This window comes from Rhizobium sp. YAF28, from assembly GCF_052113285.1.
In the GTDB taxonomy this organism is placed as follows: Bacteria; Pseudomonadota; Alphaproteobacteria; order Rhizobiales; family Rhizobiaceae; genus Rhizobium.
On record NZ_JBFRCX010000014.1, the window covers coordinates 129111 to 151290 of the forward strand.

A 22180-nucleotide genomic window follows, 5' to 3' on the forward strand; every position below is an offset into this window, starting at 1 on the left:
GCGTCAGGGATCGCATTAGTCTCGCTTCATGAACCTCGCATGTCAGTTTTGTGTAAGTCCTGTCACAATTCCCCACACCGCAAAATTGGGCTCAACCACCGTAGCGCGAAAGGAAGTCTTCGGCCCCGAGCGCCCGGAAATCCGCCAGTGCTTCGCGCAGCCGGTCGTGTTCCCAGTCCCACCAGGCAAGCCCGTCCATGCGCTCGCCAACCTCTTTCGGAAAGCGCTCGCGGATGAGCTTGGCCGGCACGCCGCCAACGATCGTGTAGGGAGCGACATCCTTCGAGACGACCGCGCCCGCGCCGATCACGGCCCCGTTCCCGACAGTCACACCGGGCAGGATTGTGGCGCCGTGGCCGATCCAGACATCATTGCCGATCACAACGCGGTTGGAGCGGCGCCATTCGAAGAATTCCGTCTCCATGTCGGCATCCGGCCAGTAGTCGACGGCGCGATAGGTGAAGTGGTGCAACGTCGCGCGCCAGGTCGGATGGTTGGTGGCATTGATGCGCACGGCGGCGGCGATGTTGACGAACTTGCCGATCGTCGCGCACCAGACAGAGCCGTCCTGCATGATGTAGGAATAGTCGCCGAACTCCGCCTCGCTGATGCGGCAGCGCTCGGAGACTTCCGTATAGCGGCCGAAGGTCGAATTGGAGACGGAGGCGGTTTCATGGAAATAGGGCTCGATGCCCAGCTTGCGGCTCATGCTGCGATTGCCTTTCGCGGAGAGAATTGCTGAACGTCGAGAATGCGGTCGGCGGCTGCCTCGCGCACTTCCTCATCGTGGAAGATGCCGAGCAGGGCGACACCCGCCTTCTTCTTTTCCTCGATCATGCCGACGACGACGGCCCGGTTCTTCGCGTCGAGCGAGGCGGTCGGCTCATCGAGCAGCAGGATCGTGTGATCGGTGATGAAGCCGCGGGCAATGTTGACGCGCTGCTGCTCGCCGCCGGAGAAGGTGGCGGGCGGCAGCTGCCAGAGCGCTTCCGGCAGGTTGAGTTTTTCCAGCAGGGCGGCGGCCTTTTCCCTGGCGCTGGCGGCATTTTCGCCACGAGCGAGCAGCGGTTCGGCGACGACGTCGATCGCCGCAACGCGTGGCACGGTGCGCAGGAACTGGCTGACATAGCCGAGCGTCTGGCGCCGCACGTCGAGAATGGTGCGCGGGTCGGCGGCGGCGAGGTCGACGATCTTACCCTTGTGGTTGACGAGGATCTGGCCGGTATCGACGGCATAATTGCCGTAGATCATCTTGAGCAGCGAGCTTTTGCCGATGCCCGACGGGCCGCCGAGCACGACACATTCGCCTGACGCCACCGAGAAGGAGACATCCGAGACGACCGGCAGCTTGATGCCGTCGCGCAGGTGCATGATGAAGCTCTTGGCGACTTCTGAAACGACGAGGGGCGTTGCCATGGTTCTTAAACCTGCAGGATCGAGGAAACGAGGAGCTGGGTGTAGGGCTCGCGCGGGTCATCGAGCACGCGGTCGGTCAGACCCTGCTCGATGACGAAGCCGTCCTTCATCACCATCATGCGATGGGAGAGAAGGCGGGCGACGGCGAGATCATGCGTGACGATGATGGCCGACAGGCCGAGATCGTTGACGAGACCGCGCACCAGATCGAGCAGACGTGCCTGCACTGATACGTCGAGACCGCCGGTCGGCTCATCCATGAAGACGAGGCGTGGGCCGGTGACGAGATTGCGGGCGATCTGCAGGCGCTGGCGCATGCCGCCGGAAAAGGCGCGAGGCTGGTCGTCGATGCGGTCGGCGTCGATCTCGACGCGCTCCAGCCAGTCGAGGGCGGTGGAGCGGATCTTGCCGTAGTGCCGGTCGCCGATCGCCATCAGGCGTTCGCCGACATTGGCGCCGGCCGAAACCGTCATGCGCAGCCCGTCAGCCGGGTTCTGATGCACGAAACCCCAGTCGGTACGCATCAGGAAGCGGCGCTCGGCCTCGTTCATGTGGTAGAGGTCGCGGTAGGTGCCGTCACGCATGTGGTACTCGACACTGCCAGTGGTCGGCATCAGCCGGGTGGAAATGCAGTTCAGCAGCGTCGTCTTGCCCGAGCCGGATTCGCCGACAATGGCGAGCACTTCACCAGGCCACAGCTCGAAGGAGACGTTCCGGCAGCCGATGCGGTTGCCGTAGAACTTCGAGAGGTCGTTGACTTTGAGAAGCGGTGTTTCGGTCATTCTGCAGCCTCCCGGGCCAGCATTTCGCCGGCATGTCCGTGCGCGCGGCGGTCTTCGCAATGGTCGGTATCGGAGCAGACGAACATGCGCCCGCCCTTGTCGTCGAGGATCACCTCGTCGAGATAGACGTCCTCTGCGCCGCAGAGCGCGCAGGGCTTGCCGAAGCGCTGGATTTCGAAGGGATGGTCTTCGAAATCAAGGCTGACGACGTCGGTATAGGGCGGCACGGCATAGATGCGCTTTTCGCGGCCGGCGCCGAACAGTTGCAGCGCTTCGGACTTGTGCATCTTCGGATTGTCGAATTTCGGCGTCGGCGAGGGATCCATGACATAGCGGCCGTTGACCTTGACCGGATATGCATAGGTCGTGGCGATACGGCCGTTGCGGGCGATATCCTCGTAGAGCTTCACATGCATGAGGCCGTATTCTTCCAGCGCATGCATTTTGCGTGTCTCGGTCTCGCGCGGTTCGAGGAAGCGCAGCGGTTCCGGGATCGGCACCTGGTAGACGAGAACCTGGCCGGCTCCGAGCTTTTCCTCCGGGATGCGGTGGCGCGTCTGGATGATCGTCGCGTCCTTGGTGTGGGTCGTGACGGCGACATTGGCGACCTTCTGGAAGAAGGCGCGGATGGAGACGGCGTTCGTCGTGTCGTCCGCACCCTGGTCGATGACCTTGAGAACGTCGTCAGGTCCGATGATAGCGGCCGTCACCTGCACACCGCCGGTGCCCCAGCCGTAGGGCATCGGCATTTCGCGGGAAGCAAAGGGCACCTGATAGCCGGGAATGGCGATCGCCTTCAGGATCGCCCGGCGGATCATGCGCTTGGTTTGTTCGTCGAGATAGGCGAAATTGTAGGTGGCGAGATCACTCATTCGGCGGCCTCCTTTTGGGTCTCGCCGCTGTTGCGGGCGGCTTCGAATTCGCGGCGCATGCGGCGGACGAGGTCAAGTTCAGCCTGGAAGTCCACATAGTGCGGAAGCTTCAGGTGCTCGACGAAGCCGGTCGCCTGCACATTGTCGGAATGGGAAATGACGAATTCCTCGTCCTGTGCCGGCGCGGTAATGTCCTCGCCGAGCTCTTCAGCCCGCAATGCGCGATCAACCAGCGACATGGCCATGGCCTTGCGCTCGCTCTGGCCGAAGACGAGGCCGTAGCCGCGGGTGAACTGCGGCGGAGCCTTGGCCGAACCTTTGAACTGGTTGACCATCTGGCATTCGGTGAGCTGGATCGTGCCGAGCGAGACGGTGAAGCCAAGCTCCGGCACGTCGAATTCCACCTCGACCTCGCCGATGCGGATCTCGCCGGTGAAGGGGTGGTTGCGGCCGTAACCGCGCTGCGTCGAATAGCCGAGTGCCAGCAGGAAGCCTTCGTCGCCGCGGGCAAGCGCCTGCAGGCGCAGATCGCGGGTCATCGGAAATTCCATCGGCTCGCGCGTCAGGTCGCCCGTCTCATGGTCCTCGGGAAGCTCGCCATCGTTTTCGATCAGCCCTTCCTGGCCGAGGATTTCGGAAACGCGCATGACGCGGCCGGTTTCGGCCTCGCGCTGTGCCGGCTCTTCCACCGTCTCGTCAGTAAGCAGCGTGGGATCGAGCAGGCGGTGCGTATAGTCGAAGGTCGGGCCGAGCAGCTGGCCGCCCGGGAGATCCTTGTAGGTGGCGGAGATGCGGCGCTCGATCTGCATGCCGGCCGTATTGAGCGGCCTGGAATAGCCGAAGCGCGGCAGCGTCGTGCGGTAGGCGCGCAGCAGGAAGATCGCCTCGATCATGTCGCCGCGCGACTGGCGCACGGCAAGTGCGGCGAGCGTGCGGTCATAGAGCGAGGCTTCGGCCATGACGCGGTCGACGGCGAGCGCCAGCTGTTCGACGATCTGCTCGATGCCGATCGCCGGCACGGAGCGGTCGCCGCGCCGGCGGTCGGCGAGCAGGCGGTGGGCATTGGCGATGGCGGCCTCGCCACCCTTGACGGCAACATACATGAGCTCAGATCTCCGTTGCTGTAATCTTGGTGGTGCGCGGCAGGCAGAGGAAACGCTTGCCCGCCGTCAGCACGATGTCGACGCCGCGCGGAAAGAGCGCGCGGTTTTCCGTCCAGAGGCGCAGGAAAGTCTCCGGCAGGCCGACAGGCGCGATCTCGGTCACGCTCTGAATGCCCGGCCCCATCAGCGCCAGGCGGCGGCCGCCTTCGAGGTCGGCAAGTTCGATCACGACCGTCGTCGAACGATCAGGGTATTCCTGTGTACCGGCGGCAAAGAGGCCGAAGGTGGAAAGCGCCGTGCCTGCTTCGATGAAGGCGAAACGCGCTTCGGCCTTTTCGGCGGTCAGCGGCGCGCCGGTGTGGAAGCTCAGCCATTCGGGAATTGCGGACTTCGCGAGCCCCGCGGAAAGCCAGACGGGGGTATCGTGGTCACAGAGCGTCAGGCCGATTGCGCTGGCGGCGATGCCGAGCAGCGCGGGCGGCGCGACGTCGGGCGCGACAGACTGGATCGTGCCGGGCCGGGCCATGCCGTCCATCAGCATCTTGAACACGCTCTGGGCCTGGAAGACCGGCTCGGTGAAGCCGCCGGTCAGAACATCGGTCTTGAGGCTCATCAGTTGTCTCCCCGCACCATGGTGAAGAAGTCGACGCGGGTCGCGGCCGTTTCCTCAGCCTTGCGATTGATGTCATCGGCGATCCGCTGGGCGATCGGCAAAAGCAGCTTTTCTTCGACGAAGCCCTTGGTGGCTTCCTCCTGCCAGAGCGCATCGAAGATCGCGGAAAGTCGCGCCTTCTCGCGGTCGGTGCCAAGCGCCTGGGCATGGCCGACGGAACCTGAGGCAAGGCGCACCGTTGCGCGCGTCACCGTCACTTCGCCGAGATTGAAGGGCGCCCCGCCGCCGCCAATGCGGCCGCGAACCATGACGAGGCCCGTCTCGGGGCCGCGCACCGGCTGCACCGCCGGCTTTTCGGCAAGCCCATCCCACGCTGCCAGTAATTCCTGTGTCTCGGCCCGGGCGAGCAGATCGACAGTGCGTTTACGCCCGTCATCCGTCCGCGCCGCAGCTTCGGTCTTCTCCGCTGCCGTCATCATCTTTTCCTCGAAATGTCTATTGATATAGACAACCATACAAGCTATACCTATCCCTAAATCGATGACGTGACAAGCGTGTGACACGGCACGCCCGAAAATGAGCTGGCCAGAAAATGATGAGGGCAGGGGTGGAATGGCAGGACTGAAGCAGGTGCAGCGGCAGACCGGAGTGGCGCTCTGGCGGCAGATTGCAGACAGGATCCGCGAGGCGATCAGCAGCGGCGCCTATGACGAAACGGGCATGGTGCCGCCGGAAACCGTTCTGGCGCTGCAGTTCGGCGTCAACAGGCACACGGTCCGCAGCGCGCTGGCTGCATTGGCGCAGGAAGGCATCGTGCGTGCGGTGCAGGGCCGCGGCACGCTGATCGAGCGTAAGGAGCGCCTGAATTTTCCGATCAGCCGCCGTACCCGTTTCACCGACGGTATCAGAGATCAGGCGCGAGAAACCCGCGCTCTCCTGCTTGGCCACGCGGAAGAGGCGGCGAATTCTGAGGTGGCTCGCTGGTTGCAGATCGAACAGGGCATGCCCGTGATCCGGCTGGAAACGGTGCGGGAGGCGGATAAGCGGCCTGTCTCGCGTGGGACGAGCTGGTTCCCGGCCGCACGCTTTGCCGGCATCGGCGAGGCCTACCGGAAGACGGAGTCCATCACCAAGGCTTTTGCGGTGCTCGGCCTGTCGGACTATGTGCGCGCCACGACGGAGATCACCGCCGCTCACGCCGATTCCGGCGATATTGCCGATCTTGAGCTGACGCCGGGCGCCGTCCTGCTGATCACCAAGGCGATGAACACCGATCTGGAGGGCGTGCCGGTGCAATATTCGATCAGCCGTTTTGCTGCCGACCGCGTCCAATTCACCATCGAAAACTGAAAACGGTAAAACTGAAAAGGCCGGGCATGAGCCCGGCCTCCAGCTTTATCCGTGTCTGATTGCGATCAGTGCGCGTTCGACATGTCGCCGAGCACTTCCTTGGAAGCGACGGTGGAATCTGCCTTCAGCTTGTAGACCATCGGCACGCCGGTCGCCAGATTGAGCGACAGAACCTGTTCGCGGCTGAGCTTGTCGAGAACCATGACCAGCGAGCGCAGCGAATTGCCGTGCGCGGCAACCAGCACCTTTTCGCCGCGCAGGACGCGCGGAAGGATTTCCGTCAGATAGTAAGGCCAGACGCGGGCGCCGGTGTCGCGCAGGCTTTCGCCGCCCGGAGGCGGAACGTCGTAGGAGCGGCGCCAGATATGCACCTGCTCCTCGCCCCACTTGGCGCGGGCATCGTCCTTGTTGAGACCGGAGAGATCGCCATAGTCGCGCTCGTTGAGCGCCTGGTCGCGGATCGTCTCGAGGTCCGGCTGGCCGACCTTGTCGAGGATCAGCGTCAGCGTGTGCTGAGCGCGGACCAGCACGGATGTGAAGGCGATGTCGAATTTGATGCCATAGTCGGCAAGTGCCTCACCGCCGGTATTGGCTTCCTGGATGCCGAGTTCGGTCAGATCAGGATCCTTCCAGCCGGTGAAGAGATTTTTGAGATTCCAGTCGCTCTGGCCGTGGCGAACGAGGACGAGGGTACCGCTCATGAAAAATGCCTCCTAGAAATGATCAATGGGAAGAAAGCCCGAGAACATCGAGCATGGAATAGAGCCCCGGTTTCTTGTCGCGCGCCCAGAGTGCTGCCTTGATGGCGCCACGCGCGAAAATCGAACGGTCGGTTGCGCTGTGCGATAGGGTGACGGTTTCGCCTTCGCCGGCAAAGAGCACCGAATGCTCGCCGATGACGGAGCCGCCGCGCAGCGTCGCAAAGCCGATCGCACCCGCCTCCCGCGCGCCCGTATGGCCGTCGCGCACGCGCACCGATTTTGCGGCAAGATCGACAGCGCGGCCCTTTGCCGCTGCCTCGCCCAAGAGCAGCGCCGTGCCCGATGGTGCGTCGACCTTGCGCTTGTGATGCATTTCGAGAACTTCGATATCCCAGTCGGCGGGATCGAGCGCTTGTGCTGCCTGCTGCACGAGAACGCTGAGCAGGTTGACGCCGAGGCTCATATTGCCCGACTTGACCACGCGCGCATGGCGCGCGGCAGCGGCAATCCTGACATTGTCCTCGTCGGAGCAGCCGGTCGTTCCGACCACGTGGACGATGCGTGCCTGCGCGGCAAGACCGGCAAATTCGATGGAGCCGGCGGGCGAGGTGAAGTCCAACACGCCCTCGGCATGCAGGAAGGCCGCCAGCGGATCGTCGCCGATGATGATGCCGTTGGCACCAAGACCGGCGATTTCACCAGCATCCTTGCCGACGAAGGGCGAGCCCGGCCGCGCGACCGCTGCATGCAGTGTTGCGCCGTCGATGGAATGGATGAGACGGATGAGCGTCTGTCCCATGCGCCCTGCCGCTCCGACCACAACCAGTTTCATCGCAGCGTCGCTCATGTCAGTCCGTCATCCCGATCAGTATGAATCAGAAGCCGAAGGCCTCTGCAGATTGTTGAGGCGAGCGTAAAGTCCGTCGCTGACCTTCGCAAGCGTCTCGTGATTGCCTTCTTCGACGACGCGGCCCTGCTGCATCACGATGATCTTGTCGGCGCGCACCACGGTCGAAAGCCGGTGGGCGATAACGACGACGGTGCGGCCGGTCATGGCTTCGTCGAGCGCCTTCTGCACGGCTGCTTCCGATTCCGTATCGAGCGCCGAGGTCGCCTCGTCGAGAAGCAGGATCGGCGCGTTGCGCACCAAAGCGCGGGCGATCGACAGCCGCTGGCGCTGGCCGCCGGACAATGTCACGCCGTTTTCGCCGACGGGCGTATCATAGCCCTGTGACTGCGCGACGATGAAGTCATGCGCATAGGCAAGCCGCGCTGCCTTCTCGATATCCTCGTCCGTGGCTTCCGGACGGCCGTAACGGATATTGTCGCGGATCGTGCCTTCAAAGAGGTAAGGCTGCTGCGAGACATAGGCGAGCTGCTGGCGCAGCGAACGCTTGGTGATATGGGCGATATCCTGTCCGTCGATCAAGATCTCGCCGCCCTTCGGATCGTAGAAGCGCGGAATGAGGCTGATGACGGTGGACTTACCGGCGCCGGACGGACCGACGAGCGCCGTCGTCTTGCCGCCCTCGGCCGTCAGCGTCACGCCGTCAAGCACGCTTTCATTGCCATAGGCAAAGGAGACGTTGCGGAATTCGATCTTTGCTTCGGTGACAACAAGTGGCTTGGCATCCGGCAGGTCGCGCTGGCGCGTTTCCATGTCGAGCAACTCGTAGATCATCCGGGCGTTGACGACGGCGCGCTCCATCTGCACCTGCAGGCGGGCAAGACGTCGGGCCGGATCGTAAGCGAGCAGCAGTGCCGTGACGAAGGAGAAGAAGGCGCCCGGCGGCACGCCCTGATAGATCGAGCGATAGGCGGCATAGGCAAGCACGCTCGCGACGGCAAAGCCCGCAAAGCCCTCCGTCAGCGGCGAGGTGCGCTCGGAAAGCCGCGCGATGCGGTTTGCCCGGCCCTCGGCAGCGCCGATCAGCTTGTTGACCTTCTTCTCCAGTGCCTCTTCCATCGTGAAGGCCTTGACGATGGAAATGCCCTGGATCGTCTCCTGCATGGCGCCGAGAACATGGCTGTTGAGGTCGACGGCCTCGCGAGTGGCCGAGCGCAGCCGCTTGGAAACGTAGCGTAGCGCATAAAGCAGCGGCGGCGCCAGAATGAAGACGGCAAGGCTCAGCAGCGGATCCTGAACGACCATGACGCCGATCAGCGAGACGAAGGTGAGGAGGTCACGCACGGTCGACGTGATTGTGAGGTTCAATACGTCGCGGATACCGGTAACGTTCTGGCTCACCTGGGCCGCGATATGGGCGGAGCGAGACTCGTTGAAGTAGCCGACGGAGAGCGTCATCAGGTGCGAATAGATCCGTCGCTGATAGCGCGCAACGATATCGTTGCCGATCCTTGAAAGGGCAACGCCTTGCCCGTAGCTCGCAAAACCGCGCAGCATGAAAGCGATGAAGATCGAAAGACAGATGATCCAGACGACGTCCGCACGCCTGTTGGCGAAGGCCTCGTCAATGATCGCCCGCATGATCCAGGCCGTGAATGCCGTCGAAAGCGCTATGACGACAAGGCAGGAGATCGCGAAGACATAGCCCCAGAGATGGTCCCGGCCGTTTTCCGCAATGATGCGCTTCAGGATGCCCGTCACGGTATCGCTGTTGACATGTGGCTTTCTGCTGTCGGCGGCTTCCAAAAATAGGCTTCCTGTCTCGGGGCTGCGTGCCACAGGCGCGGCACGCATATGCGCGGGCTCTATAAAGAGTTGACGGGGCTTTGGCTAGAGCGCCGTGCGTCCCATCGGGGCGCACAAAGGACGCTCTAACGCCTTGAAACTATGCTTCAGGCTCAGGCCCGCCAGCGCCGTCCATCCGTCGAAAGGCCGAAGTTTGCAGGCATCCGTGCATAGGAAGAAAGCCCGGCAAGAGCTGCCAGCGGATGCGTCACGACATAGGTCGGGATCGTACGCAGTAGGGCCGAATGCGGCGCCTTGTCTTCGAATGCGGCCCGGAATTCCGGCTTTTTCAGTGCCGGAAGGATCTTCTGAGAGATGCCGCCCGAAAGATAGACGCCGCCGCGGGCCATGAATACCAGCGCCATGTCGCCCGCCACGCGGCCGAGATAGCTGGCAAACAGCGAAACGGTTTCGACCGCGACCTTGTCGCTGCCGACGAGCGCATGCGACGTGATGTCCGCCGGGTCGCTCATGGTTGGCGTGGCACCGTCGGCCGCGCAGATGGCGCGGTAAAGGTTGACGATACCGCGGCCGCAGAGGATCTGCTCGGCCGAAATGCGGCCCTCGATGGTCTCGACATGCGGGAAGATCTCATAGTCGCGTTTGCTGCGCGGCCCGAGGTCGACATGCCCGCCTTCGCCTGGAACCGGAATCCACGTCGACTGGGTATGGACCAGGCCACCGACGCCGAGGCCGGTGCCGGGTCCGAGAACAACGCGGGAGGCCACCATGTCACCCGAAGCGTTGCCGATACGTTCGCGATTGTCGTCGGAAAGTGCCGCGATCGCCAGCGCCTGTGCTTCAAAATCGTTGACAACGAGCACATCGACAAGGCCGAGGCCCTCGATCATCCGCTTCGGCCGCACCACCCAGGGGCAGTTGGTCAGGGGGATTTCATCGGCCTTGATCGGTCCGGCAACGGCAAGGATCGCGGCGCGCGGCTGTACGGAGGTCTTGTCGAGCACACCCTTCTGGATCGCCTCGTCGATCGTCTCGTAATCGGCGGTGCGCACATTGGGAAACTGCTTCGGCTCCGCATAGGCATCCGTCAGGATGGAGAAGCGGGCATTCGTGCCACCGATGTCGCCGATCAGGATCGGAAAGGGCAAGGGAGTAGAGGATGCAGTCATGGCCGGTTCCGTGCTGTAGGCCCGAGGGATCAGGCGTTAAGGGTAGGGAGAAGCTTTTCGGCTGTAGACTCGTTCAGTGCCATCGGAATGTCGTAGACGATCGCAAGCCGCATCAGCGCCTTGACGTCGACATCATGCGGCATCGGCGTCAGCGGGTCCACGAAGAAGATCAGGGCGCTGACCTCGCCGGTGGAAATCAGTGCGCCGATCTGCTGGTCGCCGCCGAGCGGGCCGCTTTTCAGCCGGGTCACGTGAAGGTCGGGAGCAGCGTCGAGCACGCGCCCGCCCGTCGTGCCGGTGGCGACGATTTTCCATTGGGCGAGAAGATCCCTGTTACGGCGGGCAAACGCCGCCATGTCGTCCTTCTTCTGGTCATGCGCAATCAATGCAAGGCATTTGCCGCCGGCCATGAACGGGTTCTCCACGCGAGTAATTCAATCGATTTGACCGCTTCTACACCAGGCGTTTGTGATTTGAAAGACAGCCGCCCGCCAGCCTGTTCAGCCTATTGCACGACCGGCTTGTCGTTCGGAACCGGGCCGACGGAAGGAAGCGCGCTGCCGGTATCGACAGGTGGTGCAGCCGCCGGGGCTGCCGTCAGAGCACTCGCCGCGGAAGGGCCGCCATAGGTCCCGGCTTCCGTAGAGGCGATGGACGGGGCATTGACAACGGCAGAGCAGGCCTTCGGCAGGTCGGAGACCATGACCTCACGCGGCGGCTTCGGCGGCTTTGCACCGGGTTGCGGCGGCTTCGGCGCCGCCCAAGGTTCCTTGGTGAACCACCAGGCAAGCGATTTGTCGCAGCCGTCACCGCCAGCCACCGGCGCCTGCCCTGTACAGCCCTTGGCTCCAACAGGGCATTTGATGCGGATATGGAAATGCGAATCGTGCCCGTATTCGGGCCGCAGTTTGCCGAGATTGGTGCGGTCGCCGGTCCAGGTGTCGCACATCTTCTTCTTGATTGCCGGATTGACGAAGATGCGCTCGACCTGCGGATAGCTTGCCGCCAGCATCAAGAGTTCCGCCCGCTGCTCGCTCCATACTTTCGGGTCGACGGTCAGGAACTTGTCTTTCTGCAGCATGGTGGTGAAGGGCAGGTCTTCCCGCTGTTCGTAGCTCAAGCGCTGCGAAGGCATGGGTGTAAACCAGACATCGGCATCCAGCCCGATCTGGTGCGAGGCATGGCCGTTGAACATCGGCCCGCCGCGCGGCTGGGCAATGTCGCCGACGAGGATGCCCGGCCAGCCGATCCTGGCACGCGCATCCTGCGAGAATTTTTCCAGAAGCGATATCATCACCGGATTGCCCCAGCGCCGGTTGCGCGAAAGGCGCATCGCCTGCCAGGTCGGCCCGTCAGCCGGCAGCGCCTCCGCACCGGTCATGCAGCCCTTGGCGTAGAAACCGATCGGCTGCGCCGGCCCCTGCGTCGGCAATTTCACGGCGCCGAAAATCGCCTTGGCGCTGCCGGGGCTCGGCGTCTTCTGCTGTGCGCCGACATCACCGGCGACAAGGCTTGCGCCCATTGCGCCGGCAAGCGTCAGCTTGCCAAACGCCCTGACATCGAATGTCAGTTTGCCGAAAGTCCTGAAAACCTGAGCCAAGCCGAAAGCCATGCCATTCCCTTGCTGCGCCAAAGTGATTTGCAATCGAATCTATCGTGAAAAGCAATTTTGGTGAATCGATGTTTTGGCAGGCGGGGTGGGGACGGATCGCCGCAGCATCACGCGTTGGCTAAAACCTGGGCCGTTTTGCGCACGCGCGACAGGCGCGGCAGGATGCGCTCGCAGGCAAGCGAATGCATTTCGGCGGTGAAGGTGCTCATCGCATCCTCGACAGCGATGACTGCGTAATTATGGGCAAATGCATCGCGGATCGTCGCCTCGACGCCGAAATTCGTGGCGATGCCGGTCAGGATCACGGTCCTGATGCCGCGGCGGCGAAGCTGGAGGTCCAGCTCCGTGCCGTAGAAGGCGCTCCACTGATGCTTGACGACATGGACGTCGACTGCGAGCGCACCGATTTCCACTGGTGCCGCAAGTGCCGCCGCCGGAAGGCCACCTTCCGGGAAAACCGTCGGCTCGTCCACCGGCTGGTTGACAGCATCGGCATAGTCCGGGGAGAATCCGACGGTAACGAGGATCACCGTCCCGCCTTCGGATTTCAGCCTGGTGGCGATTGCGGCGGTATTCTCGATCACCTGCCGGGCGGGATGGGGCGCAAGCTGCCGGCCGACGATGAAGCCTTGCAGGTCGATGGAAATGAGTGCGGTGGTCTTCGGATCATAAAGGGACATAAGAAATCTCCGGGGGAAGGAAACATGAGGGCATCCTCACAATGACAAATACGAGGATAGCCTCACAAAAATCAAGCCCCGAACCGCAAACCCGTGTGCCGAAACGCCAGCGCGGCCATGAGCGCGTTGCGATCCTGCTGGAAGCGGCAGCCAGGGTCTTTCTCGAAAAAGGCTATGATGCCGCAACCATGACGGAGATTGCCGCTGCCGCAAATTCTTCGATCGGTTCGCTCTATCAGTTCTTCCCGACCAAGCCTCTGCTTGCCGAGGCGCTGCATATCGATCGCCTGCAGCATCTGAACAGCGGGCTCGCCGAACTCGCCGAGAAGACCAGGGGGAAGAGTGCTGCCGAAATCGGCGATGCGATCTTCACGCGGCTCGGCCGGTTCATCGAGGATCATCCGGAATTTCCGGTTCTCGCCGCGCGACGCGACGTGCCGAAGGAGCGAAAGGCGAAGTCGCGTGCGGAGCTTCGTGCCAACATCACCGCACTCCTGAAGAATGCTGAACCGTCGGTCGAGCGCGATGTCGATCTCCTGGGCGCCCTCGTCCTGGAGCTGCTGCGCATCGTCGTCGCGGCCGCCAATGACCCTGATGGTTCGGGCGATCCGCGCCTGGTTGGAGAGCTGCGTCGCATGCTCCGCAAGCGCCTCGAGGAAGTGACGCCCTGACCTCCATTGGTAAGGTCAAAATTTCGCGAGCCCGGTAAAAAACAAACTCTTTCCTGTTTTTCGCCTGCATTTCTCGTATTGTCGGCGAAACTAATAACAGGGGAAGAATGAATAGTGGCTTCGTGGTCGAAAATCGGTGTGCTGGTAGCATTGGCGGGTGCGCTCGCACCTATGACTGTATTGGCTCAGGACCAGCAGTTTAAAATCGGCAGTTCGGTCATCAGCGAGATGAAGTACAAGCCGGGCTTTACCCGTTTCGACTACGTCAATCCCGATGCCCCGAAAGGCGGCGACCTGCGCCTGTCTTCAAGCGGCACTTTCGACACTTTCAATCCTTTGCTGGCAAAAGGCCAGACAGCGGTAGGTTTGTCGCTCGTTTACGACACCCTGCTGAAGCCAGCTGATGACGAACTCCTCGTCTCCTATGGTCTGCTTGCTGAAGGCCTTTCCTATCCGCCCGACGTTTCGAGCGCCACCTTTCGCCTTCGCAAGGAAGCGAAATGGGCTGATGGCCAGCCGGTCACGCCCGAAGACGTCGTTTTCAGCTTCGACAAGACCAAGGAGCTGAACCCGCTTGCCGGAAACTACTACCATCACGTGGTCAAGGCCGAGAAGACGGGCGAGCGGGACGTTACATTCACCTTCGATGAAAAGAACAATCGCGAACTGCCGAATATTCTCGGCCAGTTGATGATCGTGCCGAAACACTGGTGGGAGGCACCGGGACCGGATGGCAAACCGCGAGACATTTCGAAGACGACGCTTGAGCCGGTCATGGGTTCGGGACCATACAAAATTGCCGCCTTCTCGGCTGGTGCGACGATCCGCTACGAGTTGCGGGACGACTATTGGGGCAAGGACCTCAATGTGAACGTTGGTCAGAACAATTTCCGCAACATTCTCTACACCTATTATGGCGATCGGGACGTCGAGTTCGAAGCGTTCCGTGCCGGCAACAGCGATTACTGGCAGGAGACTTTTGCTGCGCGTTGGGCAACAGGATATGATTTCCCCGCCGTGAAGGAAGGGCGCGTCAAGAAGGAAGATGTCACCAATCCCCTGCGTTCCACCGGCATCATGCAGGCGCTGGTGCCGAATATGCGGCGCGACATCTTCAAGGACGAGCGGGTGCGCGAGGCGTTGAATTACGGTTTCGATTTCGAGGAATTGAACCGCACGGTTGCCTACAACAGCTACAAGCGCATCGACAGCTACTTCTGGAACACCGATCTTGCCTCGTCCGGCCTTCCGCAAGGCAGGGAGCTGGAAATTCTTCAGGGCTTGAAGGATCAGGTTCCGGCGGACATCTTTACGACCCCCTACAGCAATCCCGTCGGCGGGGATCCGCAGAAAAGCCGTGACAACCTTCGCAAGGCGATCTCCCTTCTGAAAGAAGCCGGCTGGGAGCTGAAGGGCAACCGGATGGTCAATGCCAAGAGCGGTCAGCCGATGAGCTTCGAGATATTGTTGTCGAGCCCCTTGCTTGAGCGCTGGGCGGTGCCCTATGCCACCAATTTGAAGAAGATCGGTATCGATGCGCGGATCCGCACAGTCGATGCCGCGCAATATACCAACCGTGCGCGCAGCTTCGATTTCGATATGATCTGGAATGTCTGGGCCGAAACCGTGAACCCCGGCAACGAGCAGGCCGATTACTGGGGATCGGGTTCCGCCAATCAGCAAGGGTCGCGCAACTATGCCGGCATCGCCAATCCGGCCGTCGATGCGCTTGTTCGCATGATTATCTTTGCCCCCAACAGAGATGAACAGGTTGCGGCCATCAAGGCTATGGACCGTGTGCTGCTCGCCAATCACTATGTCATTCCGCTGTTCTACCGAGACACCTATTCGATTGCTTATTGGAATACGGTGACGCGTCCGGCAGAGTTTCCGGCATACGGCCTTGGCTTCCCCGATGCCTGGTGGTCCACCTCGGCGAAATGAGCAGACTTGCAATGCGAGGGGGCCTGCGCTCCAAATGGCATCGACGAATCATGAATGCCGGCACAAGCCGGCAAAGGAAGGCTGGCAGATTGAACGGCAATAGACTGGACGGCATGCAGGCGAAGATATTCCCGGAGGCCCGAGACTGATGGGAGCCTATATTCTTCGCCGCCTGCTTCTGATGATCCCGACGATCATCGGCATCATGGCGATTTCCTTCGTCGTCGTTCAATTCGCGCCCGGCGGCCCCGTCGAGCAAGTGATCTCCCAGTTGACCGGCCAGGCCGACAGTGCCGATCAACGCCTCTCCGGCGGCGGTGATCTCATGGTCGGTGGAGGAGACGATGCCGGCTCGAAATATCGCGGTGCGCAGGGCCTCGATCCGGAACTGATCGCCAAGCTCGAAAAGCAGTTCGGCTTCGACAAACCACCGCTGACCCGCTTCGGCGAGATGATGTGGAACTACATCCGCTTCGATTTCGGCGAGAGCTTCTTCCGCAACACGACCGTGCTCAATCTGATTATCGAGAAACTTCCGGTCTCGATCTCGCTCGGCATTTGGATCCTGATCTTTTCCTACGCCATCTCCATTCCGCTCGGCATCCGCAAGGCGGTCAAGGACGGCTCCTCCTTCGATGTCTGGACATCAGGCGTCATCATCGTCGGTTATGCCGTGCCGAGCTTCCTGTTCGGCATCCTGCTGATCGTACTGTTCGCCGGCGGCTCCTTCTATGACTGGTTCCCGCTGCGCGGCCTCGTCTCCGATAATTTCGACCAGCTTGCCTGGTGGCAGAAACCGCTCGATTATTTCTGGCATCTCACGCTGCCGCTGATCTCGCTGTCGCTGGCATCTTTTGCCACGACGACGCTGCTGACCAAGAATTCCTTCATCGACGAGATCAAGAAGCAATATGTCATCACCGCGCGCGCCAAGGGCCTGAACGAGCGGCAGGTGCTCTACGGCCATGTCTTCCGCAATGCCATGCTGATCGTCATCGCAAGCTTCCCCAGCGCCTTCATCTCCGCCTTCTTCACCGGCTCGCTGCTGATCGAGAACATCTTCTCGCTCGACGGCCTTGGCCGCCTCGGCTACCTCTCGGTCGTCAACCGCGATTATCCGATCGTTTTTGCGACGCTCTACATCTTCTCGCTGCTTGGCCTCTTCGTCGGCCTGATTTCCGACCTGCTCTATACCTGGATCGATCCGCGCATCGATTTCGAGCGGAGGGACGTCTGATGGATGCCGCCGCAAATCCGACGACATCAGCGCCCGTCCGCCCGCCCCGCAAAGGCCTGCTGTCGCCGACCAACATCAGGCGTTGGCGGAACTTCAAGGCCAACAAGCGCGGCTACTGGTCGCTCTGGCTGTTCCTCGTCCTCTTCGTGCTCAGCCTCTTTGCCGAATTCATCGCCAATGACAGGCCGATCATCGCCTCCTACAAGGGCGAGATCCTTTTCCCCGTCGTCATCGATTATCCCGAAGAGAAGTTCGGCGGCTTCCTGGCCGAGACGGACTATCGCTCCTCCGTCATCTCAGATGAGATCAACGCCAACGGCTGGATGATCTGGCCGCCGATCCGCTACTCCTATCAGTCGGTCAATTCCAATATCCCGCATTCGGCCCCAACCGCGCCCTTCTGGCTGATGTCGGCGGAGGAGCGTTGCTCGGCCTATCCGCAGGGCGTCGATGATCCCGGCTGCAGGCTCGGCAATCTCAACTGGCTCGGCACGGACGATCAGGCGCGCGATGTATTTGCCCGCGTCATCTATGGCTTCCGCATATCCGTTCTCTTCGGCCTGGTGCTCACCATCTGCTCGGCCGTCATCGGCGTCACGGCCGGCGCCATCCAGGGTTATTTCGGCGGCTGGACCGACCTGTTTTTCCAGCGCTTCATCGAGATATGGTCCTCGATGCCGGTTCTCTACATCCTGCTGATCATCGCCGCCATCCTGCCGCCCGGCTTCTTCGTGCTGCTCGGCATCATGCTGCTCTTCTCCTGGGTGGGCTTCGTCGGCGTCGTGCGTGCCGAGTTCCTGCGCGCCCGCAATTTCGAATATGTGCGGGCCGCTCGCGCCCTCGGCGTCAACAACCGCACCATCATGTGGCGGCATATGCTGCCGAATGCGATGGTCGCGACGCTGACCTTCCTGCCCTTCATCCTCTCGGGTTCGATCACCACGCTGACCTCGCTCGACTTCCTGGGCTTCGGCATGCCGCCAGGCTCTCCCTCGCTTGGGGAACTGATCGCCCAGGGCAAGGCCAATCTTCAGGCGCCATGGCTCGGGCTGACGGCCTTCTTCACCATGTCGATCATGCTGTCGCTGCTGATCTTCATCGGCGAAGCGGTGCGCGATGCCTTCGATCCGAGAAAGACGTTCCAATGAGTGAAACGCTGCTCTCCGTCCGCGATCTCTCGGTCGCCTTCCATCAGGGTGGCGAAACCTCGCTTGCCGTCGATCGCATCTCTTTTGATATCCATAAGGGCGAGGTTGTCGCTCTCGTCGGCGAATCCGGTTCCGGCAAGTCGGTCTCTGCAAATTCGATCCTGCGGCTTCTGCCCTATCCCTCGGCAAGCCATCCGAGCGGCGAGATCTTCTTCAAGGGCAAGGATCTGCTGAAGGCCTCCGACCGCGAATTGCGCGAAGTTCGCGGCAACGACATCACCATGATCTTCCAGGAGCCGATGACATCGCTCAATCCGCTCCATACGATCGAAAAGCAGATTGCCGAAATCCTCGCGCTGCATCAGGGCATGACCGGGCCGGCGGCGCGCACCCGCGTGCTGGAGTTGCTGAACCAGGTCGGCATCCGCGAGCCGGAAAAACGGCTGAAAGCCTATCCGCATGAACTCTCGGGTGGCCAGCGTCAGCGTGTGATGATCGCCATGGCGCTCGCCAATCGGCCCGAATTGTTGATTGCCGACGAGCCGACCACGGCACTCGACGTCACGGTCCAGGCGCAGATCCTCGAACTCCTGCGCAAGCTGAAGGGCGAGCACGGCATGTCCATGCTCTTCATCACCCACGACCTCGGCATCGTGCGCAAATTCGCCGACCGTGTCTGCGTCATGACCAAGGGCAAGATCGTCGAGACCGGACCGGTGGAAGAGGTCTTCACCGATCCGAAGCACGACTACACGCGCCATTTGCTCGCCTCCGAGCCGCGCGGCGAACCGCCGGTGACCGACCCCTCCAAGCCTGTTGTCATGGAAGGCAATGACATCAAGGTCTGGTTTCCGATCAAGGCCGGTTTCATGCGCAAGGTCGTCGATCACGTGAAGGCCGTCGATGGCATCGACCTGACGCTTAGAGCCGGCCAGACGCTCGGGGTCGTTGGCGAATCCGGCTCCGGCAAGACCACGCTGGGGCTGGCGCTCACGCGCCTCATCTCCTCGAAGGGCCGGATTTCCTTCGTCGGAAAAGATATAGCGAGCTATTCATTCACGGACATGCGGCCGCTGCGCAACCAGCTTCAGGTCGTTTTTCAGGATCCCTATGGCTCGCTGAGCCCACGCATGTCCGTCGGCGATATCGTTGCCGAAGGCCTGAAAGTGCACGAGCGCTCGCTCTCGGCCGAAGAGCGCGACCAGCGCGTCTGCTGGGCGCTCGAAGAAGTCGGCCTCGATCCGCTCACCCGCTGGCGCTTCCCGCATGAATTTTCCGGCGGCCAGCGCCAGCGCATCGCGATCGCACGCGCCATGGTTCTGAAGCCCCGTTTCGTCATGCTCGATGAGCCGACCTCGGCGCTCGACATGAGCGTGCAGGCGCAGGTGGTGGATCTCTTGCGCGACCTGCAGAAGAAGCACGAACTTGCCTATCTCTTCATCAGCCACGACCTGAAAGTGGTCAAGGCGCTCGCCAATGACGTCATTGTCATGCGCTTCGGCAAGGTGGTGGAGCAGGGGCCGTCAGCGGATATCTTCCGTGCGCCGAAGGATGACTATACCAGGGCGCTGATGGCCGCCGCCTTCAACATCGAGGCGGTGCCGACGCCGGCAATTCAGCAGTAAAAGACGGGCAGCAGTAAAGAAGATCATGTCAGCAAGACCTCCCATTCTCGTCGACCTCAAGTTCGACCCTGATACCGTTGCCCGCATCCTCAAGACCGCCTTTGCCGATCGCGGCAGCATCAATTCAGCCGATCCCGCGAACAAGGCGCTCGACCTCACCGGCGTCGATTACGCGCTGCTCTGGAAGCCGGATGCCGATATCTTCCAGCGCGCGCCGAACCTGAAGGTGCTCTTCTCCGGCGGCGCCGGCGTCGATAGCATCCTGTCCATTCCCGATCTGCCCGATCTTCCGATCGTCCGCTTCGTCGATAGCAGCCTGACGACGCGCATGAGCGAATGGGTGGTCATGCAATGCCTCATGCATCTGCGCCTGCAGCGCGAGCATGACCGGGACCAGCGCGACCGGGTCTGGGGCAAGCTCGTCCCGCCGGAAGCCGCCGAAATCACCGTCGGCGTCATGGGCCTCGGTATTCTCGGCCAGGATGCCGTCGCCAAGCTCAGGGTCATGGGCTTCAACGTGATCGGCTGGTCGCGGTCGAAGAAAGAGGTTGAAGGCATCGAAACCTTCGACGGTTCGGAGCTCGATACCTTCCTGTCGAAGACCGATATCGTCGTCGGCCTGCTGCCGCTGACGCCTGATACCACGGGCCTGTACAACAAGGCCTTCTTCGCCAGGCTCCGCCAGGGCGGCGCGCTCGGCAAACCTGTTTTCATCAACGCAGGCCGCGGCAAGAGCCAGGTCCAGGCCGATATCGTTGCGGCGATTGAAAGCGGCGTGCTCGGCGGCGCCTCGCTCGATGTCTTCGAGGTCGAACCGCTGCCGGCGGACGATCCGCTCTGGCATCTGGAGACTGTCTTCATCACCCCGCATGATGCCGCGATCTCGGAAGAGAATGCGCTTTTCCGTCATGTCGAGACCCAGATCGCCCGCTTCGAACGCGGCGAGCCGCTGCAATTCGTCGTCGATCGCAAGGCGGGGTACTAGAGCGCCGTGCGTCCGTTTGGATGCACAAAGGACGTTCTAACTCTTTGATCTTACGTATCAGGCTTTCCGAAAATCGATTCCGATTTTCGGGCCGATGCTGTAGCGCGCGTCGCGCAAAAGCGCGGAACTATTGAGCAAGCGCCGCCAATGTCCGTTTCCGGCCCTGAGCGGTCATTCCCGACCCCACGACACAGGCCAGGAAACTGCCACCTGCTATTACATATCTGCGTTGTATAATAGGAAGTATGCGTTTGCCTGAGATGAGATCATAAGGCGCGTAGCTGATGCACATGAGAGTCCTTAATATGGATTGGGTCCCTGTAGTCTTCGTTACGTTTAAGGTTTTCGCTTTAGGAACGGCCATGTTCTTCGCCATCAAGTGGCATTACGATCGAGGAGAGAAGGGAGACAGGCGAGCGGTACTACGCACGGGCGGCAAGATGGCCGCAGTCTTCGCGCTGGCGCTCCTAGGCGTGGGGCTCGTCGCCTTCGCCCTTAGCAGTATGCTCGGTTTGGACTTGAGGCTCCCATGATCGCATCATCAATGGACCTAGGCGGCTTGGACAAATTTTGATCGGCAGCAAGCCCTTTAGACGCGCCATCCCGCGTCCGTAAGGTCGTCCCGGCCCAAACCTGACCAAAAAAAAGCAGCCTTGAATCAACCTCTCTGCCTGCTTTTCGGTCACTTGCGAAAATCTCAATATGATGCTCATTCTTGAAAGATGAGTATTTCTGCAACCAGCGCCGACATCTTTGTCTCCGAGGTACTGCGTCGTGCGCAAGTCTGGGCCATCAGGGATAAGGACGGCTTCCCTACGTCGACAAACGCGTCCGGTGAAACAGCAATGCCTTTTTGGTCGTCGGAAAAGAGGGCGATGTCGACAATCGAGGCCATTCCGGCTTACCGCGATTTCAAGCCGGAGCCGATTCCATTGTCGGCTTTCGTCGAACGGTGGCTACCGGGCTTGAAAAAGGATGGTCTCTTTTGTGGGCTCAACTGGTCCGGTGAGAGGGCAACAGGATACGATTTGGCTCCGACGGCTTTGATGGCTCGATTGGCAGCGCGCCAACAAAGATCCTAATTTCGTCATTCGGTGAATTTGTCTACGCCGCTGAGCATGGCGGGGTCTTGCGATAACGACATGCCCAGATCCCCTTCGGAACCATCCGGCACGGCTCCTCGTTTCTCATCCGAAGTTCCGCGAGCCTCGCCCGCGGATTACCGGAAGGAGACGACCATGACGCACACCGAAACGCGTTGGGAAAAGTCCGATCAGAAGCTCCATGCCGAAGAGCAGATTTCGCCTGTGAAGGCCAGGCAGGGCCGCACGGGTCGTCGCATCCTGACGGTGCTGGTGGCCGCTCTGGTGCTGGCCTTCCTCATCTGGATCCCGGTCGAGATCTGGGGCCAGAGGCAAGCCAATGACGTCGCTCCGCAGCAGCCGGGCCAGGCAATGCAGTCGCAGGTTCCAGCCGCGCCCGCGCAGAACGCCAGCCCGGCGCCGGCCCAGCCCGCAACCCCGGCGCAGTAACGCCATTCGATCGAGCATTTCTGTGACGTCCCGCTGCGATAGCAAAGCGGGACGTTGACTGTTGTTTTTTCTGGACTTTGCTTGTCG

The 22180-nt window shown here is 61.5% G+C and carries 23 protein-coding genes; 9 read left to right on the forward strand and 14 right to left on the reverse strand.

Annotation, left to right across the window (positions count from 1 at the left end; all coding sequences use genetic code 11):
* Positions 1-91: 91 nt before the first annotated feature.
* The 7 genes from AB4Z13_RS27685 to phnG are packed head-to-tail and all read right to left on the reverse strand — an operon-like array spanning position 92 to position 5262.
* Positions 92-709: a DapH/DapD/GlmU-related protein gene (locus AB4Z13_RS27685; protein WP_113320521.1), complete on the reverse strand. Its 618-nt coding sequence runs from the start codon at positions 707-709 to the stop codon at positions 92-94.
* Positions 706-1416 carry a phosphonate C-P lyase system protein PhnL gene (gene phnL, locus AB4Z13_RS27690; RefSeq protein WP_113320522.1) on the reverse strand — a complete coding sequence of 237 codons (711 nt, stop codon included), beginning with the start codon at positions 1414-1416 and terminating at the stop codon, positions 706-708. Before phnL ends, AB4Z13_RS27685 begins: the two co-directional genes overlap by 4 nt.
* Positions 1417-1421: 5 nt before the next feature.
* Positions 1422-2198, reverse strand: a complete 777-nt coding sequence (phnK, locus tag AB4Z13_RS27695; protein WP_113320523.1) for a phosphonate C-P lyase system protein PhnK — start codon at positions 2196-2198, stop codon at positions 1422-1424.
* Positions 2195-3070 carry an alpha-D-ribose 1-methylphosphonate 5-phosphate C-P-lyase PhnJ gene (locus AB4Z13_RS27700; protein WP_113320524.1) on the reverse strand — a complete coding sequence of 292 codons (876 nt, stop codon included), beginning with the start codon at positions 3068-3070 and terminating at the stop codon, positions 2195-2197. Before AB4Z13_RS27700 ends, phnK begins: the two co-directional genes overlap by 4 nt.
* Positions 3067-4173, reverse strand: a complete 1107-nt coding sequence (locus tag AB4Z13_RS27705) for a carbon-phosphorus lyase complex subunit PhnI (protein ID WP_439017008.1) — start codon at positions 4171-4173, stop codon at positions 3067-3069. Before AB4Z13_RS27705 ends, AB4Z13_RS27700 begins: the two co-directional genes overlap by 4 nt.
* Positions 4174-4177: 4 nt before the next feature.
* A complete protein-coding gene (gene phnH, locus AB4Z13_RS27710; RefSeq protein ID WP_439017009.1) occupies positions 4178-4786 on the reverse strand; it encodes a phosphonate C-P lyase system protein PhnH in 609 nt (202 codons plus the stop codon).
* The gene (gene phnG / locus AB4Z13_RS27715) at positions 4786-5262 is read right to left on the reverse strand and encodes a phosphonate C-P lyase system protein PhnG (RefSeq protein ID WP_439017010.1); all 477 of its coding nucleotides are present in this window, start codon (positions 5260-5262) and stop codon (positions 4786-4788) included. Before phnG ends, phnH begins: the two co-directional genes overlap by 1 nt.
* 136 nt (positions 5263-5398) lie before the next feature.
* Between phnG and phnF the strand changes: the two genes are divergently transcribed.
* Positions 5399-6136, forward strand: coding sequence for a phosphonate metabolism transcriptional regulator PhnF (gene phnF / locus AB4Z13_RS27720; protein WP_442207338.1), 738 nt, complete (start codon positions 5399-5401; stop codon positions 6134-6136).
* Between the two features lie 65 nt (positions 6137-6201).
* On the opposite strand, the gene AB4Z13_RS27725 is transcribed toward phnF, so the two are convergent.
* From AB4Z13_RS27725 to AB4Z13_RS27755, 7 genes are all read right to left on the reverse strand, one after another.
* The gene (locus AB4Z13_RS27725; protein WP_439017012.1) at positions 6202-6837 is read right to left on the reverse strand and encodes a 2,3-bisphosphoglycerate-dependent phosphoglycerate mutase; all 636 of its coding nucleotides are present in this window, start codon (positions 6835-6837) and stop codon (positions 6202-6204) included.
* A gap of 22 nt (positions 6838-6859) precedes the next feature.
* Positions 6860-7684, reverse strand: a complete 825-nt coding sequence (gene dapB, locus AB4Z13_RS27730) for a 4-hydroxy-tetrahydrodipicolinate reductase (protein ID WP_439017013.1) — start codon at positions 7682-7684, stop codon at positions 6860-6862.
* 18 nt (positions 7685-7702) lie between these two features.
* Positions 7703-9490 carry an ABC transporter ATP-binding protein gene (locus AB4Z13_RS27735; RefSeq protein WP_442207339.1) on the reverse strand — a complete coding sequence of 596 codons (1788 nt, stop codon included), beginning with the start codon at positions 9488-9490 and terminating at the stop codon, positions 7703-7705.
* 152 nt (positions 9491-9642) lie between these two features.
* Entirely contained in the window at positions 9643-10659 is a 1017-nt protein-coding gene (locus AB4Z13_RS27740) for a glucokinase (protein WP_113320531.1), read from the reverse strand.
* Positions 10660-10688: 29 nt separating this feature from the next.
* Positions 10689-11069: a methylglyoxal synthase gene (locus tag AB4Z13_RS27745; RefSeq protein WP_037100501.1), complete on the reverse strand. Its 381-nt coding sequence runs from the start codon at positions 11067-11069 to the stop codon at positions 10689-10691.
* 95 nt (positions 11070-11164) lie between these two features.
* Positions 11165-12271 carry a penicillin-insensitive murein endopeptidase gene (gene mepA, locus AB4Z13_RS27750; RefSeq protein WP_439017014.1) on the reverse strand — a complete coding sequence of 369 codons (1107 nt, stop codon included), beginning with the start codon at positions 12269-12271 and terminating at the stop codon, positions 11165-11167.
* 107 nt (positions 12272-12378) lie between these two features.
* Complete coding sequence (locus AB4Z13_RS27755) at positions 12379-12951, reverse strand: hydrolase (protein ID WP_439017015.1); 573 nt, start codon at positions 12949-12951, stop codon at positions 12379-12381.
* Between the two features lie 41 nt (positions 12952-12992).
* Between AB4Z13_RS27755 and AB4Z13_RS27760 the strand changes: the two genes are divergently transcribed.
* The 8 genes from AB4Z13_RS27760 (at position 12993) to AB4Z13_RS27795 (ending at position 22093) form a co-directional block, all read left to right on the forward strand.
* Positions 12993-13622 carry a TetR/AcrR family transcriptional regulator gene (locus AB4Z13_RS27760; RefSeq protein WP_439017016.1) on the forward strand — a complete coding sequence of 210 codons (630 nt, stop codon included), beginning with the start codon at positions 12993-12995 and terminating at the stop codon, positions 13620-13622.
* 111 nt (positions 13623-13733) lie between these two features.
* Positions 13734-15566, forward strand: a complete 1833-nt coding sequence (locus tag AB4Z13_RS27765) for an extracellular solute-binding protein (RefSeq protein ID WP_310380089.1) — start codon at positions 13734-13736, stop codon at positions 15564-15566.
* A gap of 148 nt (positions 15567-15714) precedes the next feature.
* Complete coding sequence (locus AB4Z13_RS27770; protein WP_439017017.1) at positions 15715-16803, forward strand: microcin C ABC transporter permease YejB; 1089 nt, start codon at positions 15715-15717, stop codon at positions 16801-16803.
* Positions 16803-17951 carry an ABC transporter permease gene (locus AB4Z13_RS27775; protein ID WP_439017018.1) on the forward strand — a complete coding sequence of 383 codons (1149 nt, stop codon included), beginning with the start codon at positions 16803-16805 and terminating at the stop codon, positions 17949-17951. The genes AB4Z13_RS27770 and AB4Z13_RS27775 overlap by 1 nt, the downstream gene beginning before the upstream one ends.
* Positions 17948-19576, forward strand: a complete 1629-nt coding sequence (locus AB4Z13_RS27780; RefSeq protein ID WP_439017019.1) for an ABC transporter ATP-binding protein — start codon at positions 17948-17950, stop codon at positions 19574-19576. The genes AB4Z13_RS27775 and AB4Z13_RS27780 overlap by 4 nt, the downstream gene beginning before the upstream one ends.
* Before the next feature lie 25 nt (positions 19577-19601).
* A complete protein-coding gene (locus AB4Z13_RS27785) occupies positions 19602-20561 on the forward strand; it encodes a 2-hydroxyacid dehydrogenase (protein ID WP_439017020.1) in 960 nt (319 codons plus the stop codon).
* Between the two features lie 722 nt (positions 20562-21283).
* Positions 21284-21643, forward strand: coding sequence for a DUF2750 domain-containing protein (locus tag AB4Z13_RS27790; protein ID WP_439017021.1), 360 nt, complete (start codon positions 21284-21286; stop codon positions 21641-21643).
* Between the two features lie 156 nt (positions 21644-21799).
* Positions 21800-22093, forward strand: coding sequence for a hypothetical protein (locus tag AB4Z13_RS27795; protein WP_439017022.1), 294 nt, complete (start codon positions 21800-21802; stop codon positions 22091-22093).
* The last annotated feature ends 87 nt before the right edge of the window (positions 22094-22180 follow it).